24 protein-coding genes, 1 other RNA gene and 1 other annotated feature are annotated in these 23,032 nt (G+C 46.6%); all 25 genes read left to right on the forward strand.

The window, feature by feature from the left end; translation table 11 throughout:
- Positions 1-92: 92 nt before the first annotated feature.
- Entirely contained in the window at positions 93-1,565 is a 1,473-nt protein-coding gene (spoIVA, locus tag P8F77_RS07420) for a stage IV sporulation protein A (RefSeq protein WP_095142990.1), read from the forward strand.
- 87 nt (positions 1,566-1,652) lie between these two features.
- Positions 1,653-2,615, forward strand: a complete 963-nt coding sequence (locus P8F77_RS07425) for a beta-ketoacyl-ACP synthase III (RefSeq protein WP_148459990.1) — start codon at positions 1,653-1,655, stop codon at positions 2,613-2,615.
- 205 nt (positions 2,616-2,820) lie between these two features.
- Positions 2,821-3,624, forward strand: a complete 804-nt coding sequence (locus P8F77_RS07430) for a GTP pyrophosphokinase family protein (protein ID WP_006567368.1) — start codon at positions 2,821-2,823, stop codon at positions 3,622-3,624.
- A gap of 8 nt (positions 3,625-3,632) precedes the next feature.
- Positions 3,633-4,994, forward strand: a complete 1,362-nt coding sequence (locus tag P8F77_RS07435; protein ID WP_287518239.1) for an RsmB/NOP family class I SAM-dependent RNA methyltransferase — start codon at positions 3,633-3,635, stop codon at positions 4,992-4,994.
- The gene (locus P8F77_RS07440) at positions 4,994-5,716 is read left to right on the forward strand and encodes a pseudouridine synthase (RefSeq protein ID WP_270431578.1); all 723 of its coding nucleotides are present in this window, start codon (positions 4,994-4,996) and stop codon (positions 5,714-5,716) included. Before P8F77_RS07435 ends, P8F77_RS07440 begins: the two co-directional genes overlap by 1 nt.
- The gene (locus P8F77_RS07445; protein ID WP_270431576.1) at positions 5,710-6,375 is read left to right on the forward strand and encodes an HAD family phosphatase; all 666 of its coding nucleotides are present in this window, start codon (positions 5,710-5,712) and stop codon (positions 6,373-6,375) included. The genes P8F77_RS07440 and P8F77_RS07445 overlap by 7 nt, the downstream gene beginning before the upstream one ends.
- Before the next feature lie 20 nt (positions 6,376-6,395).
- Positions 6,396-7,154, forward strand: a complete 759-nt coding sequence (locus P8F77_RS07450; protein ID WP_287518235.1) for an SDR family NAD(P)-dependent oxidoreductase — start codon at positions 6,396-6,398, stop codon at positions 7,152-7,154.
- A 12-nt stretch (positions 7,155-7,166) separates the two neighbouring features.
- On the forward strand, positions 7,167-8,156 hold the full coding sequence (locus tag P8F77_RS07455; protein WP_024727904.1) for an RluA family pseudouridine synthase: 990 nt from the start codon (positions 7,167-7,169) through the stop codon (positions 8,154-8,156).
- Positions 8,138-8,671 (forward strand): Holliday junction resolvase RecU, encoded by a 534-nt coding sequence (locus P8F77_RS07460; RefSeq protein WP_024727903.1) that lies wholly within the window; start codon positions 8,138-8,140, stop codon positions 8,669-8,671. Before P8F77_RS07455 ends, P8F77_RS07460 begins: the two co-directional genes overlap by 19 nt.
- A gap of 83 nt (positions 8,672-8,754) precedes the next feature.
- Positions 8,755-9,636, forward strand: a complete 882-nt coding sequence (locus P8F77_RS07465; RefSeq protein ID WP_024727902.1) for a YicC/YloC family endoribonuclease — start codon at positions 8,755-8,757, stop codon at positions 9,634-9,636.
- A gap of 13 nt (positions 9,637-9,649) precedes the next feature.
- Positions 9,650-10,264, forward strand: a complete 615-nt coding sequence (gene gmk, locus P8F77_RS07470; RefSeq protein ID WP_024727901.1) for a guanylate kinase — start codon at positions 9,650-9,652, stop codon at positions 10,262-10,264.
- A 14-nt stretch (positions 10,265-10,278) separates the two neighbouring features.
- The gene (rpoZ, locus tag P8F77_RS07475) at positions 10,279-10,518 is read left to right on the forward strand and encodes a DNA-directed RNA polymerase subunit omega (protein WP_009291193.1); all 240 of its coding nucleotides are present in this window, start codon (positions 10,279-10,281) and stop codon (positions 10,516-10,518) included.
- Positions 10,519-10,588: 70 nt separating this feature from the next.
- Complete coding sequence (locus P8F77_RS07480; RefSeq protein ID WP_024727900.1) at positions 10,589-11,416, forward strand: undecaprenyl-diphosphate phosphatase; 828 nt, start codon at positions 10,589-10,591, stop codon at positions 11,414-11,416.
- Positions 11,417-11,425: 9 nt separating this feature from the next.
- Positions 11,426-12,175, forward strand: a complete 750-nt coding sequence (locus P8F77_RS07485; RefSeq protein ID WP_024727899.1) for a sigma-70 domain-containing protein — start codon at positions 11,426-11,428, stop codon at positions 12,173-12,175.
- 42 nt (positions 12,176-12,217) lie between these two features.
- Entirely contained in the window at positions 12,218-13,225 is a 1,008-nt protein-coding gene (locus P8F77_RS07490; RefSeq protein ID WP_024727898.1) for a deoxyguanosinetriphosphate triphosphohydrolase, read from the forward strand.
- An 81-nt stretch (positions 13,226-13,306) separates the two neighbouring features.
- Positions 13,307-15,064 carry a DNA primase gene (gene dnaG / locus P8F77_RS07495; protein WP_024727897.1) on the forward strand — a complete coding sequence of 586 codons (1,758 nt, stop codon included), beginning with the start codon at positions 13,307-13,309 and terminating at the stop codon, positions 15,062-15,064.
- Between the two features lie 34 nt (positions 15,065-15,098).
- A complete protein-coding gene (gene rpoD, locus P8F77_RS07500) occupies positions 15,099-16,193 on the forward strand; it encodes an RNA polymerase sigma factor RpoD (protein WP_009291195.1) in 1,095 nt (364 codons plus the stop codon).
- A gap of 11 nt (positions 16,194-16,204) precedes the next feature.
- A complete protein-coding gene (locus tag P8F77_RS07505; protein ID WP_024727896.1) occupies positions 16,205-16,900 on the forward strand; it encodes a class I SAM-dependent methyltransferase in 696 nt (231 codons plus the stop codon).
- On the forward strand, positions 16,887-17,669 hold the full coding sequence (locus P8F77_RS07510) for a Nif3-like dinuclear metal center hexameric protein (RefSeq protein ID WP_024727895.1): 783 nt from the start codon (positions 16,887-16,889) through the stop codon (positions 17,667-17,669). Before P8F77_RS07505 ends, P8F77_RS07510 begins: the two co-directional genes overlap by 14 nt.
- Before the next feature lie 25 nt (positions 17,670-17,694).
- Positions 17,695-19,350 carry a nucleoside kinase gene (locus P8F77_RS07515; protein WP_024727894.1) on the forward strand — a complete coding sequence of 552 codons (1,656 nt, stop codon included), beginning with the start codon at positions 17,695-17,697 and terminating at the stop codon, positions 19,348-19,350.
- A 538-nt stretch (positions 19,351-19,888) separates the two neighbouring features.
- Entirely contained in the window at positions 19,889-20,089 is a 201-nt protein-coding gene (locus P8F77_RS07520; protein WP_024727893.1) for a hypothetical protein, read from the forward strand.
- A 47-nt stretch (positions 20,090-20,136) separates the two neighbouring features.
- Positions 20,137-20,474, forward strand: an RNA gene (gene rnpB / locus P8F77_RS07525) — RNase P RNA component class A.
- A gap of 250 nt (positions 20,475-20,724) precedes the next feature.
- A complete protein-coding gene (locus P8F77_RS07530; protein WP_347256423.1) occupies positions 20,725-20,847 on the forward strand; it encodes a hypothetical protein in 123 nt (40 codons plus the stop codon).
- 106 nt (positions 20,848-20,953) lie between these two features.
- Positions 20,954-21,589, forward strand: a complete 636-nt coding sequence (locus P8F77_RS07535; protein ID WP_024727891.1) for a cell wall hydrolase — start codon at positions 20,954-20,956, stop codon at positions 21,587-21,589.
- A gap of 58 nt (positions 21,590-21,647) precedes the next feature.
- Positions 21,648-21,885, forward strand: a binding site (T-box leader).
- Positions 21,886-22,020: 135 nt separating this feature from the next.
- Positions 22,021-23,028: an ABC transporter substrate-binding protein gene (locus P8F77_RS07540; RefSeq protein WP_287518228.1), complete on the forward strand. Its 1,008-nt coding sequence runs from the start codon at positions 22,021-22,023 to the stop codon at positions 23,026-23,028.
- The last annotated feature ends 4 nt before the right edge of the window (positions 23,029-23,032 follow it).

Below are 23,032 nucleotides of genomic sequence, written 5' to 3' on the forward strand. Positions count from 1 at the left end.
AAGGATTGCCCGCGCAGTCCTTTTTTCTTTATTACAGTCATATCCTGCCAGAAGTCTGCATATACTTTAACAGTCTATCGTAGGAGGATATTATGGATTACTTTAATGTATATAAGGATATTATGGCCAGGACCGACGGAGAGATCTACATCGGTGTGGTAGGTCCGGTGAGGACCGGAAAAAGCACGTTCATCAAGCGGTTTATGAATCTGATGGTTCTACCGAATATGGAAAATGAAAATGAAAGAAACCGTGCCAACGACGAGCTGCCTCAGTCATCCAGCGGAAAAACCATCATGACAACGGAACCCAAGTTTGTGCCGAATGAAGCGGTGGAGATCAACGTGGATGACGGCATCAGCATGAAAGTCCGTCTCATCGACTGTGTGGGTTACATGGTAAACGGAGCCGTGGGTCACATTGAGGGAGAAGAAGAACGGCTGGTAAAGACACCGTGGTTTGATTATGAGATCCCATTTACAAAAGCGGCCAGCATAGGGACAAAAAAAGTTATCACGGAACATTCCACGATCGGGATCGTAGTGACCACGGACGGTTCCTTCGGCGACATAGAGGCGGCCAATTATCAGGAGCCTGAAGAAGAGACAATCAAACAGCTTAAAGCATTACATAAACCATTTGTGGTACTTTTAAATACGAGCCGTCCATATTCTGAAGAAACCGTGAATCTTGCCAAAGAAAAAGAAGCCAAATACGGAGCAAAAGTGCTCCCGATGAACTGTGAACAGCTGAAAAAGGATGATATTTATTATATACTCAAGAGTGTACTGATGGAATTTCCGGTTTCTTCTATTGGCTTTTTTGTACCGAAATGGGTGGAGGTGCTTCCAAAAGACCACAAGATCAAACAGGAAATCATGGAGACTGCCCGAAGGATGCTCATGGAGAAGGATACCATGAAAGACATCTATGAGGAGGAAGATTACGAAAATCAATACATAAAACAGTGGAAACTGGATTCTGTCGCCATGGATACCGGAGTGATCCGGATCGCAGTGGATATGGATGATTCCTACTATTATGAATTTTTAAGTGATACGATCGGACTTCCGATCAAGAATGAGTACGAATTTATCTCTATCATGAGAGATCTTGCAAGACAGAAAAAGGAATACGAAGAAGTGGCCGATGCCCTGAACGCAGTGAAACAGCGGGGATACGGTGTTGTGACCCCGACTAAGGGAGATATTGTGCTGGAAGAACCTAAGATCGTGAAGCACGGAAACAAATACGGGGTGAAGATCAAGGCCAGCGCCCCGTCCATTCATATGATACGGGCCAACATCTCCACGGAGATCGCACCGATCGTCGGTGAAGAGTATCAGGCCAAGGATCTGATGGAGTACTTTGACAAGGGAAAGAGTGATCCTCAGGAAAGTATATGGGATATCAATATTTTCGGAAAGACACTGGAGCAGCTGGTCGGAGAAGGCATGCAGTCAAAAGCGCAGAAGATGACGGAAGAAAGCCAGCAGAAACTTCAGGATACTATGGAGAAGATCGTCAATGAGAGCAACGGCGGACTGGTCTGCATCATCATCTGACAATAGCTGGGCGGCATTGACAAATTGCGAAAAAAAGAATATACTTTGGTAAACAAAATATTAGGAAAGCGCAGGATAAATGATAAGATGTCGATTAGAATATTAGGTACAGGAAGTTATCTTCCGGAGACGATTGTTACAAATGATGATTTAGCAAAAGTGATGGATACCAGCGATGAGTGGATCGCCAGCAGAACTGGAATCCGGGCACGTCATATTTCTGTGGACGATACAACATCCGGTATGGCAGTGAAAGCTGCGAAAGAAGCCCTGAAGGAAAGCGGAGTCGCTCCGGAGGAGCTGGACTGTATCTTTTTTGCGACATTGTCCGGTGACCGGGCTACTCCTAACGGGGCCTGTGACGTTCAAAAAGCCATCGGCGCCAAGAATGCGGTCTGTATGGATTTAAATGCGGCGTGTTCCGGGTTTGTCTATGCCCTGACCACTGCGATCGCATATGCAAAAGCAGGAATGGCGAAAAAGATGCTCGTCATCGGTGTGGAAACCTTATCAAAGATCGTGGATTGGAGCGACCGCAGTTCCTGTGTCCTGTTTGGAGACGGGGCAGGGTGCGCAGTGGTGGAAGCGGATGATTCCAGAGAAGTATTTATTGATTACGGCTCTAATGGAAAACTCGGTGAAGCATTGACCTGCGGCGAGAGAAAATTAAATAACTTATTGGTAGAGAACCATGAGCCTTTGGAACAAGTCTTTATGGACGGACAGGAAGTTTACCGGTTTGCAGTAAAGACGGTTCCCAAGACGATTGAAAATGTATTGGAGAAAGCAGGAGTTTCAAAAGATGAGATCAAATACTACGTCCTGCATCAGGCCAACAAACGGATCATCGATTCGGCCGCAAAACGGCTGAAGCTTGACATAGAAAAGTTTCCGATGAACCTGGACCGGTGCAGCAATACATCTTCTGCAAGTGTCCCGATCTTATTGGATGAGATCAATAAAAAGGGCATGCTTGAGAGAGGAGATAAGATTGTCATGTGCGGATTTGGAGGAGGTCTGACCTGGGGAACAATTTATTTAGAATGGTAAGAAACAGCCGGAGATGATTCTGGTTTCATCTGAGAAAAAAGTAGGGCCTTCCTGCTTTTTTTGTTTATTTCTCAGGAAAGTTTTACGAGCTTCCCTATGGAATGAAAACGCTTCGCGGGTTGTGCACAGATGCGTGAGGATGAACGTGCTTCAGATGTTAAAGTATGATATAATATAAGAATATAGATTAAAGGAGGTGTTGGCAATGGAATTACAGATGTGGAGAGAGATCCTTTGCCCTTACGACTTAGCTGTGGAAGAATTAAAGCTGAAGTTCGTACACATCATGAATGAGTACAGGACCGCAGGCCGCTATTCACCGATCGAACAGGTGGATGGGAGAGTAAAGAGTATTTCCAGCATTCTTGACAAGATGCAGAGGAAAAAGATCAATATCAATGAGATAGAGACAGATCTGGAGGATATTGCGGGCATCAGGGTTATTTGTCAGTTTGTTGAAGATATCGACCGTGTCGTAGAGATTATTGAACAGCGGTCTGACATGGAGATCAAGACAAAAAAGGATTATATAACAAAAGCAAAGGACAGCGGATACCGGAGTTTTCACGTCATCATTTATTACGATGTCGATACGATCTACGGAAAAAAACGAATCCAGGCGGAGATACAGATACGCACGCTGGCCATGAATTTCTGGGCAACAGTGGAGCATTCCCTTCAGTACAAGTACAAGGAAAATATACCGGAGCATATCACGGAAAAGCTCATGAATGCAGCGGATGCCATCGTGGTCCTGGACAAAGAGATGTCGATTGTCAGAGACGAGATCATGGATGCACAGAACTCTTTCAGGAAGAAAGCGAATATCGTTTCTGAGATTTTATCAACGATGCAGAATTTATATAAAGTTGCCAACAAACAGGAAGTCATCAAAATACAGGATGAGTTTTACAAAATATATGAGACAGGAGATATGGAGCAGCTGATCCATTTCAATAAGCAGCTGGACATCATTGCGGAAGGCTACCGCGCACAGAGCCTGTCATAGGAGAAGTTATGGAATTACCACAATTATTCGTTGAGAAGATGAAATCCCTTCTGGGAGAAGAATACAGCGATTATGAGGCGTGTTTAAAGCGGCCGAAGCAGAATGGCATCCGTGTCAATACATCAAAGATATCGGTGGAAGAATTTCAAAAGATCGCACCATTTGAGACCGAGCCGGTGCCGTGGACGAAAAACGGGTTTTTTGTCGGACCAAAAGAGCAGCCTGCGAAGCATCCGTTTTACCATGCGGGTCTGTACTATATTCAGGAACCGAGCGCCATGGCACCCGCGGCATTTCTTCCGGTAGAGCCCGGGGACAAGGTACTGGACCTCTGTGCGGCGCCCGGAGGCAAGTCCACAGAACTTGGGGCAAGACTCCGGGGAGAGGGGATTCTGGTGTCCAATGACATCAGCATTACAAGGACAAAAGCCCTTTTGAAAAATCTGGAGATGTTCGGCATCAGCAACAGCGTGATCGTAAGCGAGGAACCTAAAAATCTTGTTCCGGTCTTTTATGAATATTTTGATAAAGTGCTTGTGGACGCGCCCTGTTCGGGAGAAGGGATGTTCCGCAAAGGCAGCAGCGAGATTAAAAACTGGGCCGAATACGGCATTGAACCTTATGTAAAGATCCAGAGGGAAATCATCCTGGATGCAGTAAAGATGCTGAAGCCTGGGGGATACCTTTTATATTCTACCTGCACCTTCTCTCCGGAGGAGGACGAGCAGCTGATAGAGTATCTGCTGGAACAGGAGCCCGGACTGTCCCTGGCGGATATGCCGGACTGTGAAGGGTTTGACAGAGGACACGCCGAGTGGACGGTGTCAGGACTTCAGGAGGTAAATAAATGTATCCGGCTCTGGCCGCACAGGATCAAAGGGGAAGGCCACTTTCTGGCTCTTTTGAAAAAGGACGGCTCTCCGGCTTCGGGCAGGAAGGAATCCAGACCTGCCCGTGCAGTGATCACTGAGGAGGCAGAAGCCTTTTTGTCCGAGTGCAGGCTGGACCTCGACAGAGACCGGATCAAAGAACATAAGGGGAGACTGATCCTTATGCCGAAAGACCTGCCTGACCTTGGCAGGCTCCGGGTTTTAAGACACGGGCTGCTTCTGGGAGAGATGAAGAAGAAAAGATTTGAGCCAAGCCAGGTGCTGGCTATGGCACTATCCGACAGCGGATATGTGAGGACCCTGGATCTAAGCCTTTCAGATGACAGGCTCATGAAATATTTGAAATGTGAAACGATACTTGCAGACGAAAAAGAAGACGGTATGTATCTGATCACCGTCTGCGGTTATCCTCTCGGATGGGGGAAACTGTCAAAGGGACGGATGAAAAATAAATATGCGCCGTCATGGAGATGGATGTGATGAAGACACTGCGTTTGGACAAGTTTTTGTGCGATGCCCTGGGCTGCACCAGGAGCGAGGCCAGGAAAATGATCCGCCAGGGCAGAGTCCTGGCAGGAGACGAGATTATAAAGAAACCAGAGCATAAAGTAAACCCAGAAGAAGACGAGATCACAGCCGACGGAAAAAAACTGAACTTCCGGGAATATGAGTATTTAATGATGAACAAGCCAAAAGGTGTGGTGACGGCAACAAAAGATGGAAGAGATAAGACGGTCATGGATCTGATTACCGGAACACACAGGAAGGGACTGTTCCCGGCAGGCAGGCTGGATAAGGACACAGAAGGCCTGCTTCTCATCACAGATGACGGAGAACTGGCTCACCGTCTGCTGTCTCCGAAGCATCATGTCACGAAACGCTACTCTGTCACTGTAACAGGGGAAATCGGCAGAGAGCAGCAGGAGGTCTTTGAGTCAGGCATGGATATCGGAGATGATAAGCCTTTAAAGCCGGCGAGACTTGTCATACACAGATCAGGAGAAGTATCAGAGGCGGAAGTATGGATCACGGAAGGCAGATTCCATCAGATCAAACGAATGTTTGAGGCGGTGGGCAGCAAAGTTTTAGAACTCAAAAGACTTTCCATGGGAAGCCTTGTCCTTGATCCAAAACTTCTCCCGGGACAGGTAAGAGAGCTGACAGAAGAAGAAATCAGATGTTTAAAGGAGAACCAATGCTAAAAGATAAAAAAGCAGTTATTTTTGACCTGGACGGAACTCTCGTGGATTCCATGTGGATCTGGCGGGAGATCGACGAACGATTTTTAGGACAATATGGCCTTCAGGTTCCGGAGGGGCTGAATGATCTCCTGGAGGGATTCAGTTTTAACGAGACGGCGGAGTATTTTAAAGACAATTTTCCGCTGCCGCTTTCTATACAGGAGATCAAGGACACATGGAACCGTATGGCTTTTGAGATGTATATGAATGAGATCCCTCTTAAGGAAGGGGCAAAGGAGTTCCTGGATATCCTGAAGGAGAAAAATCTTCCGCTTGGCATCGCTACAAGCAATTCCAGGGAGCTGACGAAGGCATGTCTTGAGGCACATGGAATCGGGGAATATTTTCAGTATATCTGTACTTCCAATGAAGTGCCGAAAGGGAAACCTGCACCGGATGTGTATCTGAAGACCGCGGAGGAGCTCTCTGTTTCTCCGGAACATATTTTAGTGTTTGAAGATATTCCATACGGCATCATGGCCGGAAACAGAGCGAATATGACGACCTGTGCGGTCAGGGATTCCTACTCCCAGGCGGTAACGGAAAAGAAAAAGGAATTGGCGGACTATTACATTGAAACTTACTTTGATATCATAAACGGAACCTATCAATCAGTTTAAGCGATACGAGAGGTGATAACATGAAGAAAGTAGCGATTATTACAGGTGCTTCCTCAGGTCTGGGAAGACAGTTCGTCATTCAGACGGCAAAGAGCCATGGATTTTTAGATGAGATCTGGGTGGTGGCGCGAAGGGCGGACCGTTTATTTGAACTTGGGGTGCTGGTTTCCAACATCGTGATCCGGCCGATTCCACTGGATCTTGCGAAAAAAGACAGTGCCGAACGGATCAGAAATATCCTGGCAAAAGAAAAGCCGAGAGTCTATGTGCTGGTAAACTGTTCCGGACTTGGACTGGCCGGGAAGTTTGACCGGCAGGAGGAAGAGATGCTGGATCAGATGGTGAAAGTAAACTGTCTGGCACTCACAAGGATCACCAGAGCCGTGCTGCCGTATATGCCCAGAAAGGCCCGTATCGTACAAGTGGCGTCCTCTGCGGCGTTTGTACCTCAGCCGGGATTTGCAGTCTATGCGGCAACAAAGTCCTATGTATTGAATCTGAGCCTGGCATTGAGACAGGAACTGAAAAAGAGAGGAATTATTGTGACGGCTGTCTGTCCGGGACCGGTAAAGACCGAATTCTTTGATACGGCCTATCAAAAAAAAGAAATGAAACTATATAAAAAGCTTGCAATGTCAAAGCCGGAAAAAGTAGTAAAAAAGGCTCTGAGGGATGTAAAAAGAGGCAGGGCGGTCTCTGTCTACGGGCTTTCCATGAAGGCGGTGAGAGTCCTCTGCAAGCTGCTGCCGAGCGGTCTGATCGTCAGGCTGATAGGCTAGAAGGGAACCTGTATGAAAGAAATCAGAATCTCAGCCAGGGAAGAAGAACAGCGGCTGGATAAACTGCTAGCAAAATATCTGAACAAGGCTCCGAAAAGTTTTCTATATAAAATGCTCCGGAAAAAGAATATTAAACTGAACGGAAAAAAAGCATCAGGAAATGAAAAGCTGAAATCCGGCGATGTGGTGTGTATTTATATGGCGGACGCAACCATTGCCTCCTTCCGGAAAGAACCGAGGGCGGAGAGGAGAAAGGCGGATCTTTCTGTAATTTATCAGGACTCCAATGTGCTCATCATTAATAAGCCTTACGGGATGCTGTCACAGAAAGCAAAGCCGTCGGATGTGTCAGTGAATGAGCTGATCGTCCCCTATTGTCTGGAACACGGCATTTTAAAGGAATCTGACCTGGAATTAATCCGTCCGTCTGTCTGCAACCGCTTAGACAGGAATACGACGGGGCTGCTGATCGCGGGAATCTCTCTGGAAGGGCTTCAGACGATGGCGGAAGTGCTGAGAGACCGTTTTGTGAAAAAATATTACTATTGTGTTGTAAAGGGCACGGTGAACGAAAAAGCAAGAATTTCCGGATATATATATAAGGACTGCAGAGAAAACAAGGTTTCTTTTTCGGAGCAGAAGCTCGGCGAAGGCAGCAGAATCGAGACGGCCTATGAGCCGATGGCAGCCGGGCACGGCTTTACGCTCCTGAGGGTGGAACTGATTACCGGAAAGACGCATCAGATCCGGGCCCATTTGGCCGGAATGGGATTCCCTCTGGCAGGGGATACCAAGTACGGAGACAGGGATGTCAATCTGTGGATGAAGCAGAAGTTCGGCGTAAAGCACCAGCTGCTGCACTGCGGCTGTCTTAAGTTTCCCGAAAAGATGGAAAGGTGCAGGAAACTGTCCGGCAGGACCGTTGCCGCAGAGCCTCCGGAAATATTTTTGAGGACAGCAAATGAATTGTTTGGGAGAGTCGTATGGGAACCTGGAATTTAAAAGGACTGAGGGGATCGGTTCTGGAGGAATTGATCAACCACACAAATGAAAAATATAAGGAACAGGGGCTGGCACTGATCCAGAAGATCCCCACCTCCATAAAGCCGGTCCGGTTTGACAAGACCACCCGGCAGATCACTTTAGCATATTTTGACCAGAAAAGTACGGTGGACTATGTGGGGGCTGTCCAGGGATATCCCGTCTGTTTTGACGCAAAAGAGTGCGGAAACGACGTATTTCCCGTACATAATATCCATGAACACCAAATAGAATTTATGGAGAGGTTTGAAAAACAGGGGGGCATAAGCTTTCTGCTGATTTATTTTACCCACAGGCAGGCCTGTTATTTCATGTCTTTTGAGGAGACGATGAAATACTGGAACAGGCAGTTAAACGGCGGTCCGAAGCATTTTAAATTTGAGGAACTGGATGCAGGATTCTTTGTTCCCATGAAAAAAGGTATGATCCTGCATTATTTAGAGTGCCTGAATAAACTATTGGCCGGGAGGCGTTGACTTAGCCTGCTGTTTTTCGTATAATAAAACATTGAAACAGCCGTTACGTCCGGCAAGTGAATACACAGAAAGAAGATAGACCAATGATTAGAAGTATGACAGGATTTGGGCGCAGCGTCGTATCCAATGACAACAATCAGACGATCACCGTTGAGGTGAAATCAGTCAATCACAGATACTGTGATATCTCATTAAAGATACCGAAAAAGTTTACTATGTTTGAGGCGGATGTCCGGAACCTGTTTAAACAGTATGCGAACAGGGGAAAGATCGATCTGTCCATATCATACGAAGACTTGTCCGAGACCAGCGTAGGTCTCCACTATAACCGAGCGATGGCAAAAGAGTACATGGATGCCTTTCATCAGATGGAAGAAGAGTTTGGAATTCCGGTGTCGGTCACGGCAGAACGCCTGGCTCAGTTTCCTGAGGTGCTCTCTCTCACAGAAGAGACTTTTGACGAGAGCCGGTGGTGGAGCCTGATCGAAGCAGCTGTCAGGGAAGCCGGCGGGAAATTCGTCGAGTCCAGAACAGTGGAAGGGAAAAGACTTTTGGAGGATATGGAAGGAAAGCTAGCCCGGATGGAAGAAGACATTGAGTTTATTGCCGAGCGTTCTCCGTCTATTATTCAGGAATACCGCACGAAACTGGAAGATAAGGTAAAAGAATTTCTAAATAACGCCGGAATCGACGAAAACAGGATTGCGGCAGAGGTAACCTTATACGCAGACAAAATATCTGTGGATGAAGAGATCGTCCGCTTTAAGAGCCATATCAAGGCGATGCAGGAAGAACTCTATGAGAAAGAAAGCGTTGGAAGAAAACTGGATTTCCTTGCCCAGGAAATGAACCGGGAGGCCAACACGATCCTGTCCAAGTCCAGTGACGTGGAACTTTCCAACCACGCCATTGAGCTGAAGACTAACGTGGAAAAGGTCAGGGAACAGGTTCAGAATATCGAGTAGGGAGGATAAAACGATGAAAAAAGGTGCGTTGGTCATCTTATCCGGCTTTTCCGGCGTTGGAAAAGGTACAGTCGCAAAGCGCCTGGTGGAGAAATACGGATACAGTCTGTCGGTTTCCGCAACGACCAGGCAGCCCCGGGAAGGGGAGGTGGACGGAAGAGACTATTTTTTCAAGACGGAAGAAGAGTTCCGAAACCTGATTGACTACAACGGATTTATAGAATATGCTAGATATGTTGAAAATTTTTACGGCACGCCGCGGAAGTTCGTGGAAGATGAGCTCAATGCGGGGCACAATGTCATTCTGGAGATTGAAGTACAGGGGGCGTTTGCCATCAGGGAACAGTATGAAGATGCTCTTTTGATCTTCATCACGGCTCCCAGTGCCAGGGAGATCAAAAACCGCCTGATCGGAAGGGGAACCGAGTCTGAGGAAGTCATAGCGAAGCGGCTTTCAAGGGCGGTGGAAGAGTCCGAGGACATGTGTCAGTATGATTATATTATCGTCAATGACGATCTGGAAGTGTGCGTCGGCCAGGTGCATGCGGTGGTCACTGCACAGTCCTGTGAGCGCAGACACAACATGGATCTGGTAAAAGAAACAATGGAAGGATTAAAAACCTTATAGGAGGAATCATATTTATGCTACACCCATCATATTCAGAATTAATGCAGGTCATCAACGGAGATGACGAAGACAAGAATATCATCACCAGCCGCTACTCACTTGTCATTGCCAGTGCCAAGAGAGCGAGACAGCTGATCGGTGGAGATATGCCCCTTACGGAAGACGCAGACGAACAGAAGCCTCTTTCCACGGCGGTTGAGGAGATACGGAGTAATAAAGTAAAGATTCTTCAGGATGGAGAAGACGAAGAATAGAGAAAGCACGAAGGGTGAATAGGATTTTTTCTAGTCACCCTTTTAAAATATCATCTTGAAAGGAACAGAAATGGATCTTATATTAATCTTAAAAACCGTTATTTTAGGAATTGTGGAGGGCATTACGGAGTGGCTTCCCATCAGCAGCACCGGTCACCTGATTTTAGTAGATGAGTTCATAAACTTAAATGTCTCGGCAGCATTTAAAGAGATGTTTGACGTGGTGATCCAGCTGGGCGCCATCATGGCAGTGGTCGTGCTCTATTTTCACAAGCTGAACCCGCTCTCGCCAAAAAAGAACCGGAAGCAGAAACATGAGACTATGGTACTCTGGTACAAAGTAATCTTTGCGGTCCTTCCGGCAGCCGTCATCGGCATACTGTTTGACGATGCCATTCATGACAGATTTTTTAATCCGGTGGTAGTTGCGGCTACCCTGATCATCTACGGTGTCTTATTTATCGTCATTGAAAATCATAACGAGAGAAGCCGGAGAAGAGGGATGGATTCTCTCTCGGGCCTTACATACCGGATGGCCTTTATCATAGGAGTGTTTCAGGTATTGTCTCTGATTCCGGGTACGTCCCGTTCCGGAGCTACCATTGTGGGCGGAATCCTGATCGGATGTTCCAGGACCGTGTCGGCAGAATTTTCGTTTTTCCTCGGAATACCGGTCATGTTCGGAGCCAGTCTTTTAAAAATCTTAAAATTCGGTCTTTCCTTTACCGGCACAGAGCTTGTGGTGCTGGCCATAGGGATGATCGTTTCGTTCCTTGTATCCATTGTTTCGATTAAATTTTTGATGGGATACGTAAAACGGCATGATTTTAAGGCGTTTGGAGTGTACAGGATCATACTTGGTATCCTGGTCATCGGATATTTTATGTTTTTAAAATAGGAGAATTACATGGAGAAAGAATTATTTTTAAAAGGGATGCAGGAGCTTTTAGAGGTCGCAAAGGCCGGGGGCGACAAGATCCGGAAGGAAGATATTTTATCGTATTTCGGAGGAATGAACATTACAGATGAGATCGAGACCATGCTCTGCGACTATTTTGTGGAAGCTGGAGTGCAGGTGGAGGGGTATGAAAAAAGCCCGAAAAAGAATACGCAGAAAGAAGATACAGATCCGGGAGTGATCCGGTTTTATGAGGAGGAACTTGCAGAGCTGGGAGGCTCTGATCCCGAAAAAGTACGAGAATTCATTGTCCGGCTGGCAGACGGGGAAGACGTCCAAAATGAACTGATCGAGAGTATGCTCGCCGATGTGGCGCTGGCTGCCAAGAATTACACGGGGCACGGTGTTTTGCTCGGAGATCTGATCCAGGAGGGCAATATGGGCCTTATAGAAGCTGTATTTGAACTTGGAGACAAAGAGCCGGAGGAAGCCGAGATATTTTTACGGGAAGCAGCGGAGTCGGCAATGAAGAAGGCCGTTTCCGAGCAGATGAATACGGACTCGGTGGGAGAACAGATGGCAAGGCAGGCCAACCGTCTGGACGAGGCAGCCAGATTTCTGGCAGAAAACCTTGGAAGAGAGGCAACTGCCAAAGAGCTTGCGGATCACCTTAAGATGACAGAAGAAGAAGTAAAGGAGATCATGAAGATGTCGCTTGATGCGATCTCTGTCGTTGAGACAGACATTACCCGGAAATAGGCCGGAATTTCCGGCCGCCCATATGCAGGAAGAGGTGGGGCAATGAACATCAGAGAAAAGCAGGAACAGACAGAGCTTAAGCTGCTGAGTCCATATGCGACGCAGAGCAGCCGTTCAAAGGGGAGAGAAAAGCCTGAAGTGGAGTGCGAACTTCGGACCTGTTTCCAGAGGGACAGGGACCGGATCGTCCACTGCAAGGCTTTTCGGCGTTTAAAGGACAAAACGCAGGTGTTTTTGTCTCCGAAAGGGGACCACTACCGGACGAGACTTACGCACACCCTGGAGGTGGCGCAGAATGCCAGGACCATAGCCAGGGCGCTGAACTTAAATGAACTGCTGACGGAAGCTATTGCCCTGGGGCATGACCTGGGACACACGCCGTTCGGCCATGCGGGGGAGAGGACGCTGAACGAATTAAATCCCGAAGGCTTCCGCCACAATCTTCAGAGCGTCAGGGTGGTAGAGTGTCTGGAAAAGGACGGAAGGGGGCTGAACCTCACATGGGAAGTCCGGGAGGGAATGAAAAATCATTCCACCCACAGCATTTCCTCCACTCTGGAAGGAAAGATCGTGCGTCTGGCCGACAAGACCGCCTACATCAACCACGATATCGACGATTCTATACGGGCAGGAGTCATGAGGGAATCAGACATTCCGGCTGAATATACGGATGTGCTCGGACATACGGTGAGGGAGAGAATCAACACGATCATCCGGGATATTGTAAAGCACAGCGAGAACCGGAGTGATATCCTGATGTCCGAGGAAGTGCACAAGGCCATGTTTGGGCTCAGGAGATTTATGTTTGACCATGTGTACTTCAATCCTCAGACGAAAAAAGAAGAAAGAAAAGTGCACCACATCATTGAACCGCTGTTTGAATATTATGTCCGCCACACCGACCTGCTTCCTGCTTACTCTAAAGAGAGAATCGGGGTGACCGAGTCCAAAGAACAGGCTGCCTGTGACTATATTGCGGGAATGACGGACCATTTTGCCATCGAGACATACAAAGAAATCTTCATTCCGAAGTTCTGGCTGGAAAAGTGAGAAAAATAAAAAGGAATGAATCAGTTTATGTAGAATAATATATATAGAGGACATTTATCACACAGATAGGAGGACAGGCTGTTGTTATACGGAGATGACATTATTGAAGAGGTCAGAAGCCGCAATGACATCGTGGATTTGATTTCTTCCTATGTACCGCTCAAGCGGAAGGGCAGTTCTTATTTCGGACTCTGTCCTTTCCATAATGAAAAATCACCGTCGTTTTCTGTCAGCAGGGACAAGCAGATGTATTACTGTTTCGGATGCGGGGCCGGCGGCAATGTCTTTACTTTTATTATGGAATATGAGAACTTTACATTTCCGGAAGCCGTGCGGTATCTGGCAGAGCGGGCCGGGATGGAACTTCCGGAACAGGAACTCAGCGCAGAAGCAAAGCAGCAGGCAGACGCCAAGGTAAAATTAAAAGAGATGAATAAGATGGCAGCCAATTATTTTTATATCCTCCTTCACAGCAAAAGAGGGGAAAAAGGACTTGCATATCTTACAAGACGCGGGATTACCGAGGAGACGATCAAAAAGTTCGGCCTTGGATACGCAGATATCTATCAGGATGACCTCTATCGGTTTTTAAAGAGCAAGGGCTTTTCCGACGAAGAACTGAAGGATTCCGCACTGGTCACCATTGATGAGGCCAGGGGAGGCAGTGATAAGTTCTGGAACAGGGTCATGTTTCCGATTCAGGATGCCAACAGCCGTGTTATAGGATTCGGGGGACGGGTCATGGGAGACGGAAGCCCTAAGTATTTAAATTCCAGGGAGACGAAGCTGTTTGACAAGAGCAGGAATCTTTACGGGCTGAATTTTGCCCGGAGTTCCAGAGAGAAATTTATCATTTTATGTGAAGGATATATGGATGTCATTTCCATGCATCAGGCCGGATTCACCAATGCGGTGGCGGCTCTGGGAACGGCGTTTACTGAAGGGCACGGGATGCTTCTCAAACGTTATACGAACGAAGTGATACTTTCCTTCGACAGCGACGAGGCCGGTCAGAGGGCGATTTTAAGGGCGATTCCCATCCTCAAAGGTGCAGGTCTCACGGTCAGAGTCCTTAACCTGACTCCGTACAAAGATCCGGATGAATTTATAAAAGAACTGGGAAGCGAAGAACTTAGAAACCGTATACAGAAAGCCAGGAGCAGCTTCATGTTCCAGGTATCGGTGGCGGCAGGAAAGTACAATCAGGATGACCCGGAGGAAAAAACCAAGTTCCAGCACGAGGCGGCAAAACTCTTGTCCGGTATAAGGGAACCTCTGGAGAGGAATAACTACTGTGAAGCCGTATCCAGGGAATTTTTTATGGGCGTAAAGGAACTGAAAGATCTGGTGGAGTATTACGGCACCAGCGGATATGTTCAGGAGAAACCAAAGGAACAGGAACGAAGACCGGCGGAAGTTAAAAAAGAAGAAAAAAGGCAGGAGCCTCAGAAACTGCTGCTCACGTGGCTGGTCAATGAGCCGGTTCTTTTTCAGAAGCTTGCCGGGATCATCGGACCGGACGATTTTATCGAACCGATCTATCACGGCGCTGCCATGCTGCTCTTTGAAGAATACGAGAGGGACGGCAAAGTGACGCCGGCTAAGATACTGAATCAGTATACGGACATGGAAGACCAGAAGAAAATTGCGGAGCTGTTCAACACGACGCTGAAATTAAAGCCTCTGCCCGAGGACAATGACAAGGCTTTGACCGATATTGTCCGGAAAGTAAAGGAAGACAGCATTGAACACAAGATGAATGAATCCAACGACATCATGAAATGGCAGGAGCTGATCCAGGAGAAAGGCAGACTGGCAAAGCTGCATATTTCGATTTAGGTTGGTTAAAATAGGTATGAGAGGAAGGAAATTAATGGACGAAACAATGTTACAATTCAGCGAGAAGCTGGCAGGTTTAGTAGAACTGGGGAAGAAAAATAAAAATTTTCTGGAGTATGCCCAGATCGAGACATATTTTAAAGATTTTAAGCTGACGTCGGATATGATGGAGGCAATTTTTGATTACCTGGAACAAAACGGAGTCGATGTGCTTACGATTCCTGAGGGAGAGGACGACGAAGATCTGGAGATCAAGGAAGAGATCGAAGAAGAAGCGGACCTGACGATCCCGGACGGAGTCAGCATCGAGGACCCGGTGCGCATGTATTTAAAGGAAATCGGAAAGGTACCTCTGCTGAGTGCGGATGAGGAGATCCGTCTGGCCCAGAGGATGGAGGAAGGCGACGAGGAAGCCAAGAAAAAACTTGCGGAAGCCAACCTGCGTCTCGTAGTCAGCATCGCCAAGCGCTATGTGGGACGGGGGATGCTGTTTCTGGATCTGATCCAGGAGGGAAATCTGGGTCTTATTAAGGCAGTAGAAAAATTCGATTACAGGAAGGGTTATAAGTTCAGTACGTATGCCACATGGTGGATCCGCCAGGCCATCACCAGGGCCATTGCCGACCAGGCAAGGACAATCCGTATCCCTGTCCATATGGTGGAGACGATCAACAAGCTGATCCGTGTATCCAGACAGCTCCTGCAGGAACTCGGAAGAGAGCCGCTTCCGGAAGAGATCGCCGAGGAGATGGATATTCCGGTGGACCGTGTGCGGGAGATTTTAAAAATTTCCCAGGAACCGGTATCTTTAGAGACACCGATCGGAGAGGAAGAAGACAGCCACCTCGGAGACTTTATCCAGGATGACAATGTGCCGGTGCCGGCGGATGCGGCGGCATTTACGCTGCTGAAAGAACAGCTGAGCGAAGTGCTCGGAACATTGACGGAGAGAGAGCAGAAGGTGTTAAGGCTGCGCTTCGGACTGGATGACAGCCGTGCAAGGACATTGGAAGAGGTAGGAAAAGAGTTCAACGTCACCAGGGAGAGAATCCGCCAGATCGAGGCCAAGGCCTTGAGAAAGCTGAGACATCCGAGCCGCAGCAGAAAATTAAAAGACTATTTAGATTGATCGGGTGAGATATGGAACTGTCATCACGGTTAAAAACAATTGCTTCTTTTGTGTCCGAAGGGATGTGTGTCGCCGATATAGGAACAGATCATGGATACATACCCATTTATCTGACCTCCGAAGGGATGACGGACAAAGCATATGCCATGGATGTCAATCGGGGACCGCTTGAAAGGGCCGGGGAGAACATAAGAAAAGAAGGTCTTGACGGCAGGATCGAGTGCATCCTTTCGGACGGCATGGAAAAACTTCCGATAGATGCGGACAGTGTGGTGATCGCCGGAATGGGCGGAGACCTGATGGAACAGATCTTAATGGGGGGAGAGGACAGGCTTTTTCGGCTCTCAGAGCTGGTCCTCTCACCACAGTCCCACTGGGAGAAGGTCAGGAGATTCCTGCACAGCCATGGATTTGCCATCGAAAAAGAAGCACTGATAAAAGAAGACGGGAAATATTATATTGTCATAAAAGCTGTCAGGGGCCGGGAATCTTACCGTGAGTCGTGGCAGTATTCTTACGGTACTTATCTTACGGGATTAAAAAATCCTCTGATGAAGGAGTATCTGAAAAAAGAGCTGAAGGACAAACAGAAGATCCTTGACTCTTTTGAGGGAAAGGATTCAGAACATCTAAGGCGCAGGGCAGGAGAACTGTCCTGTATCCTCAGAGAGATAAAGGAGGCACTGAAGAACTATGAAATGCAGTGAACTGACGGAGATATTAGAAGATTATGTGCCGGCACGTTATGCCATGGAGTGGGATAATGTGGGACTTCTTACAGGGAGAAGAGACAGGAAGATCCATAAGATCATGGTCGCATTGGATGCGGACAACGGGGTGGTGGAAGAAGCAGTCAGACAAAAGGTGGAATTTCTGCTGACTCACCACCCTCTTATTTTTTCTCCGCAAAAGAGTATCACCGATGAGTCGGGCACACAAAAAAAGCTTCTGAAGCTGATAGAAAACGGCATTAATTGTTTTGCCATGCATACGAATTTCGACGTGGTGCATATGGGAAGAATCGTCTGTGAGGCGCTGGGACTTAAGAGTCTGGCTCCGGCAGAAACGACGTGTACAGAAGACGGGATTCCGAAAGGGATCGGTACAGTATCAGAACTTGAGTGTTCTATGACAGCAGGGGATTTTGCAGAACTGGTAAAAAATACGTTTGATATTGAACATGTCCTGCTTTTTGGAGATGAAAGAAAAGAAATCCATAAGGTTGCTGTTGTTCCGGGGTCCGGAAGACATATGGAACAGCAGGCGGCCGAGACGGGAGCAGACTTATTTTTAACCGGAGATATCGGACATCATGAAGGGCTGGACGCCATGGAACTGGGGCTTACGGTCATCGACGCAGGCCATCACGGACTGGAAAAGATCTTCGTAGATTTTATGGGTAAATTTCTCGAACAAAAAGTGCCGGAGTGTGAGATCATCCTGAGTCATACAAAATGTCCGTTTGACGTAAAATAGAGCAGAGAGGAGTTGATGGCTGAATATGCTGCATGTATCAGTAGAAGGAGCAAAGATCAGTGTAAAAGAGGGCACGGCCCTGGAGGAACTTGCGAAAAGGTTTCAGAGGCCGGGCGCCCCTGTTATTTTGCTCGCCTATACGGGAGAGAAGCTGAGAGAGCTTCACCATACGATTGATGAAGACTGTGATATTCGGTTTGTGACGAATGAGGAGCAGACTGGATATATGACTTATAAGAGGACGGTTAATTTCGTGTTTTTAAAAGCCTGTGAGGAAGTGCTGGGAGAAGGGTGCACCAACCGAATTACGATGAATTACTCCATCGGCAACAGTACCTTCTGTGAATTTTCTCTCGATGATCTGGAAGTGGACGATGAGCTGGCAAAAAAAATCCAGAGAAAAATGCGGGAATTGGTGAGACAGGATTTAAAGATCAAAAAAATTTCCTACAATACGTTCGAGGCAAGGAAAAGGTTTGCGGGGCAGGGGATGAAAGAAAAAGTGAGACTCTTTCGGTTCCGCAGGGTTTCGAGGACCAATGTCTATTCGCTGGACGGATATGAAAATTATTTTTATGGCTATATGGCGCCCAGTACGGGATATATCCAGGATTTTTATGTAGATGCGTATCAGGGAGGAATTGTTCTTCAGATCCCGAGACGGGATCATCTCCATTCCGTCTCAAGATTTACGCCTCAGCCAAAGCTGTTTCATGTGATGCAGAGGTCCAGATCCTGGAGCAAGCTTATGAGAGTGGACACGGTCGGGGCTCTCAACGAAGAGATCACCAACGGCGATATCAATAACCTGATTCTCGTGCAGGAGGCCCTTCAGGAGAAGCTTCTGGCTGATATTGCTTCAAAGATCGTGGACGACGGGAAAAAGGTTGTCCTGATCGCAGGTCCGTCTTCTTCCGGGAAGACGACATTCTCCCACCGCCTTGCCATTCAGCTTCAGATCGACGGGCTCACTCCGCACCCAATTTCTCTGGATGATTATTTCTTAGACAGAGAGCTGTCTCCCAGGGACGAGGAGGGCAACTATAATTTCGAGACGATCGCATCTCTTGATCTGGAATTGTTCAACGAAGATATCAACTGTCTTTTGGCCGGGAAGCAGGTACAGCTCCCAACCTATAATTTCGTTTCAGGAAAACGGGAATACAAAGGGAATTATAAAAAGATCGGACCGGATGATGTGCTGGTCATCGAGGGAATCCATGGCTTGAACGGGATGCTGTCCAGTGAGATTTCGGAAGAAGACAAATATAAGATTTATGTCAGCGCGCTGAGTCAGATCAATATAGATGAACACAACCGGATACCCAGCTCCGACGGCCGTCTGTTGAGAAGGATCGTGAGGGATGCAAGGCACAGGGGAACGGATGCAAAGACGACCATCGGACGGTGGGAATCTGTGCGCAGGGGTGAGGAACTGAATATTTTCCCTTATCAGGAGGAGGCAGATATCATGTTTAATTCTGCCCAGATTTATGAGCTGGCCGTGTTAAAACAGTATGCAGAGCCACTTCTGTTCCAGATCAGCCCGGGCTGTCCGGAATATCAGGAATCCAAGCGCCTGCTGAAGTTTTTGGACTACTTCCTGAGTGTTAAAAGCGAGGATATACCGAAGACGTCTCTTATCAGAGAGTTCATCGGGGGAAGCTGCTTTGAGACTTGACGGATCAGTTTTTTTATCTAACTAATCGGGATGAACCCCTATCTTAATTAATGAGAGAGAATTTTTTTACGAAGAATTATAGAATATATTCGGCTTTGCTGCAGCCGCAGACAGATAAGAACAGAAAAAAGGCGGCACAGCTGCAGGGCTCATATACGGCAGAGCATACTTGGCTGCTGGCTCTGGCTCAGAAATGTTAATGACCTTTGATACGGAACAGGAAATTAATAGAAATTAAAGGGATTTGAGTTAGATCAAATCGTCTCTGACAAGCAGACCCAAGGCAGTTCAAGGGGAAGAAAAAACGCGGAGGGAAGAGTACAGTCCACCGCAGAAAAAGAACAGACTCTTTTAGATGTCAGAGAGGGAGATATTCGGATTAAAAAGACAGGTGCCACAGTCGGAGGAGTATCTAAAGACGGCGGCATTCTGCATCCTAAAGGCTATTGAATTACCGGAACGACGACGGAACACAACATTGTGGTCGAAAAAGAGGTAAGAACAGAGCTTACCTTGTGTGTCAAAGGAGGAAACATAAATGAAAATGGAGAAGAAACGAAATGGAATTATCAGGAGATCCAGAGAGGAGAGGATCAGCTGCGGCGGAAAAAAAACAGGCGAGGCTTCAGCAGCATCGGCGAAAACAGGGCAGGTATCGAAATTTGGCTGGGTACTTATAAGCCTTCTGGGTGCCTCAGGGATCATAATTGATATTAAGACGAAGAAAAGGAATCCCTAAATCGTTTGACGGAACATACAAGAACATGGTATAATTCCACTCGGAATTTAGTTAACCGAATGATCGCGCCAAAGTATTTTGGTGAGGAAAGTCCGGGCTTCGCAGGGCAGGATGCCGGATAACGTCCGGTAGGGGTGACCCTCAGGCCAGTGCAACAGAAATAAACCGCCGGCGATCGCCGGTAAGGATGGAAAGGCGGGGTAAGAGCCCACCGCTTGGCTGGTAACAGGCAAGGCACATGTAAACCCCATCCGAAGCAAGGCAGGAGAAAAGCTATGGGCTTGCCCGGTCCGCTTTTCGGTGTGCCGCTGGAGCTTGCTGGCAACAGCAAGTCGAGATAGATGATCATTTAAGACAGAACCCGGCTTACAGATTAACTAAATTCCATTTTTATTGAAATAGAAATTTTTCAGACAAGACATCAGAATCCAGGGATGAAAACACAGTGGAGCCTAAGACGAACGAACAGATTGGAGCAAATCATATTATAAGTAAAACTGGAGGAAACGGATTTACATATAAGCAGTTAAAACACCTTACGAAAGATCCAAAGACAGAAAAAATAAGAATTAGAAATATAAAGAGATCAAGAAAAATGGACAGACAGCGAAGAAAGGAGAAGACTCTAAAGCTGTATGGATGATGCTGAGAGGATTGTTGTACAGCCTGAACAGGAGAATGTAGCGTCCTGCGGTTTGCTGCTGTCCTGTGGATTTGATTTAAATACAGAAAATGACATATATGTTATGACGATATAAATGCTGCTATGTAAAAGAATGTAGATGTATCTGAAATTGGATTTAAATTTTACAAAAGTGTGAATAATGTTTCAAAAATGTCATACACTATATTAAAGGAGTGTATATGACATTGAAGAAAAAATGGAAAGTAGCAGCCATATCTTGTGCGATTGGCTTATGCAGCGTAGGGCAGCAGGTCTTTGCAAGTGATACTTTATTTCAGCCGCCGCAGGGCGAAAATGGCGTTGATCAGCTTATCCAGAGGAAACTGTTGGAAGAACAGAAGCAGTTTAAAGAGCGAAAAGCACTGATTAAAAAGTTAAATATAGAACGTCAGATTGAAAAAGTACAGGATGTCAAAGGCCTCAAAGGAAAAATATCTACAAGAGAGAAAGCAATCCTTACTAGGATCGTGGAAGCAGAAGCTACTGACAAAGACATGAAGAGTAAAATCTTAGTCGCAAATGTGATAATAAACAGGGTCCGTTCCAAGGAATTTCCAAACACCATCGAACAGGTCGTGTTCCAGAGGACCAATGGCAGCGTACAGTTTTCTCCGACAGCCGACGGACGGTATAATTCGGTGACGATCAAAGCGTCTACACGAGAAAGTGTGGAGCGGGCGCTGGAAGGAGAAGACTACTCAGAGGGCGCGTTGTATTTTGTGGAAAAGACAATGGCGAATCCAAGAAATGTGTCCTGGTTTGACAGGGCTCTGACGAAACTATTCACTTATCAGGGACATTCTTTTTATAAATAAGAGTTAAAATTCGGGGTTGACACGAAAAAAGAAAAGTATTATCATTCTATCATATAGTGATAAACCGATGAGAAAGAGTAGTAGTCAGGATCAGAAGGATTTTAAGAGAGCTGCAGATGGTGGGATTGCAGCATGAATTCCCTGATGAATGGACTTTCGAGGGCAGTTCTGAACCACAGTAGGAGTTGCCGGGCACCCGACCCGTTACACAACAGGGCATATATGATGGTATATGAAAAGAGTGGGCATTTTTTATGATGTCAATTTGAGTGGTACCGCGGATATCCGCCTCAAGCATTAGCTTGGGGCGTTTTTTATTCCACAGGAAAGTTCTGAGAACCTTTCTGCGGAGAGATTCGCTCCTGCCACTACTATGAATGTTTATCTCTATAAGTGCAAAAAATCAATTGTAGAGAAAAGGAGAAGAAGTTATGAAAAAGAGATTATTAGCAGCAGGATGCAGCGCAGTATTGGCAGCAACATTATTATTTGCCGGATGTTCAAAAAAAAGTGAGGACAAAAGCTATCAGATCGGGATTCAGCAGTTTGCAGAGCATGAATCTTTAAATAACTGCCGCAAAGGTTTTATCCAGGGGTTAGAAAAAGAAGGAATCAAGGAAGGAAAAAATTTAAAGATTACTTATAAAAATGCTCAGGCTGATACCGCTGCCGATAACCAGATCGCTTCAAACTTTGCTTCCAAGAAGATGGACCTGATCTGTGCCATTGCGACACCAAGTGCCCAGAGCGCATACAATGCAGCTTCTGATTCTAAGACACCGGTTATCTACACTGCGGTTACATCACCGGAACTGGCAGGATTCGTAGACAAGGACGGAAAAAATGTAGGGGAAGTTACAGGAACTTCTGATCTGATCCTTGCAGATAAACAGCTGAAGCTGATCCGTAAAGTGCTTCCTAAGGCAAAAAATGTAGGAATCCTGTACAGCACAAATGAGGTTAACTCTAAAGCCGGAATTGAAGCTTATGAGAAAGTAGCTGAGAAGAACGGTTTCAAGATTGTTACTCAGGGAATCAGTGCGGCGGCAGATATGCCGATGGCGGCGGATAGCCTGATTAAAAAAGTAGACTGTATTACAAACCTTACAGATAATCTGGTCGTAAGCTCAATGCCGACTTACCTGGAAAAAGCTAACAAGGCAAAGATCCCGGTATTCGGTTCAGAGATCGAACAGGTGAAATTAGGATGTATTGGATGCGTGGGAATTGACTTCGTAAAACTTGGAGAACAGACAGGAAAAATGGCTGCCAAAGTATTAAAGGGAGAGAAGAAAGCATCCGAAATTCCGTTTGAGACGTTTAATCAGGGAGACATCTACCTCAATGAAAAAACGGCAAAAGACCTTGGAATTAAATTACCGCCAGATGTAAAGAAAGAGGCTGTAGAAACATTTACAGAAATTAAAGCAAGCAAATAAATAG

Source organism: Anaerostipes sp. PC18 (genome assembly GCF_039789045.1).
Taxonomy (GTDB): Bacteria; Bacillota; Clostridia; order Lachnospirales; family Lachnospiraceae; genus Anaerostipes; species Anaerostipes hominis.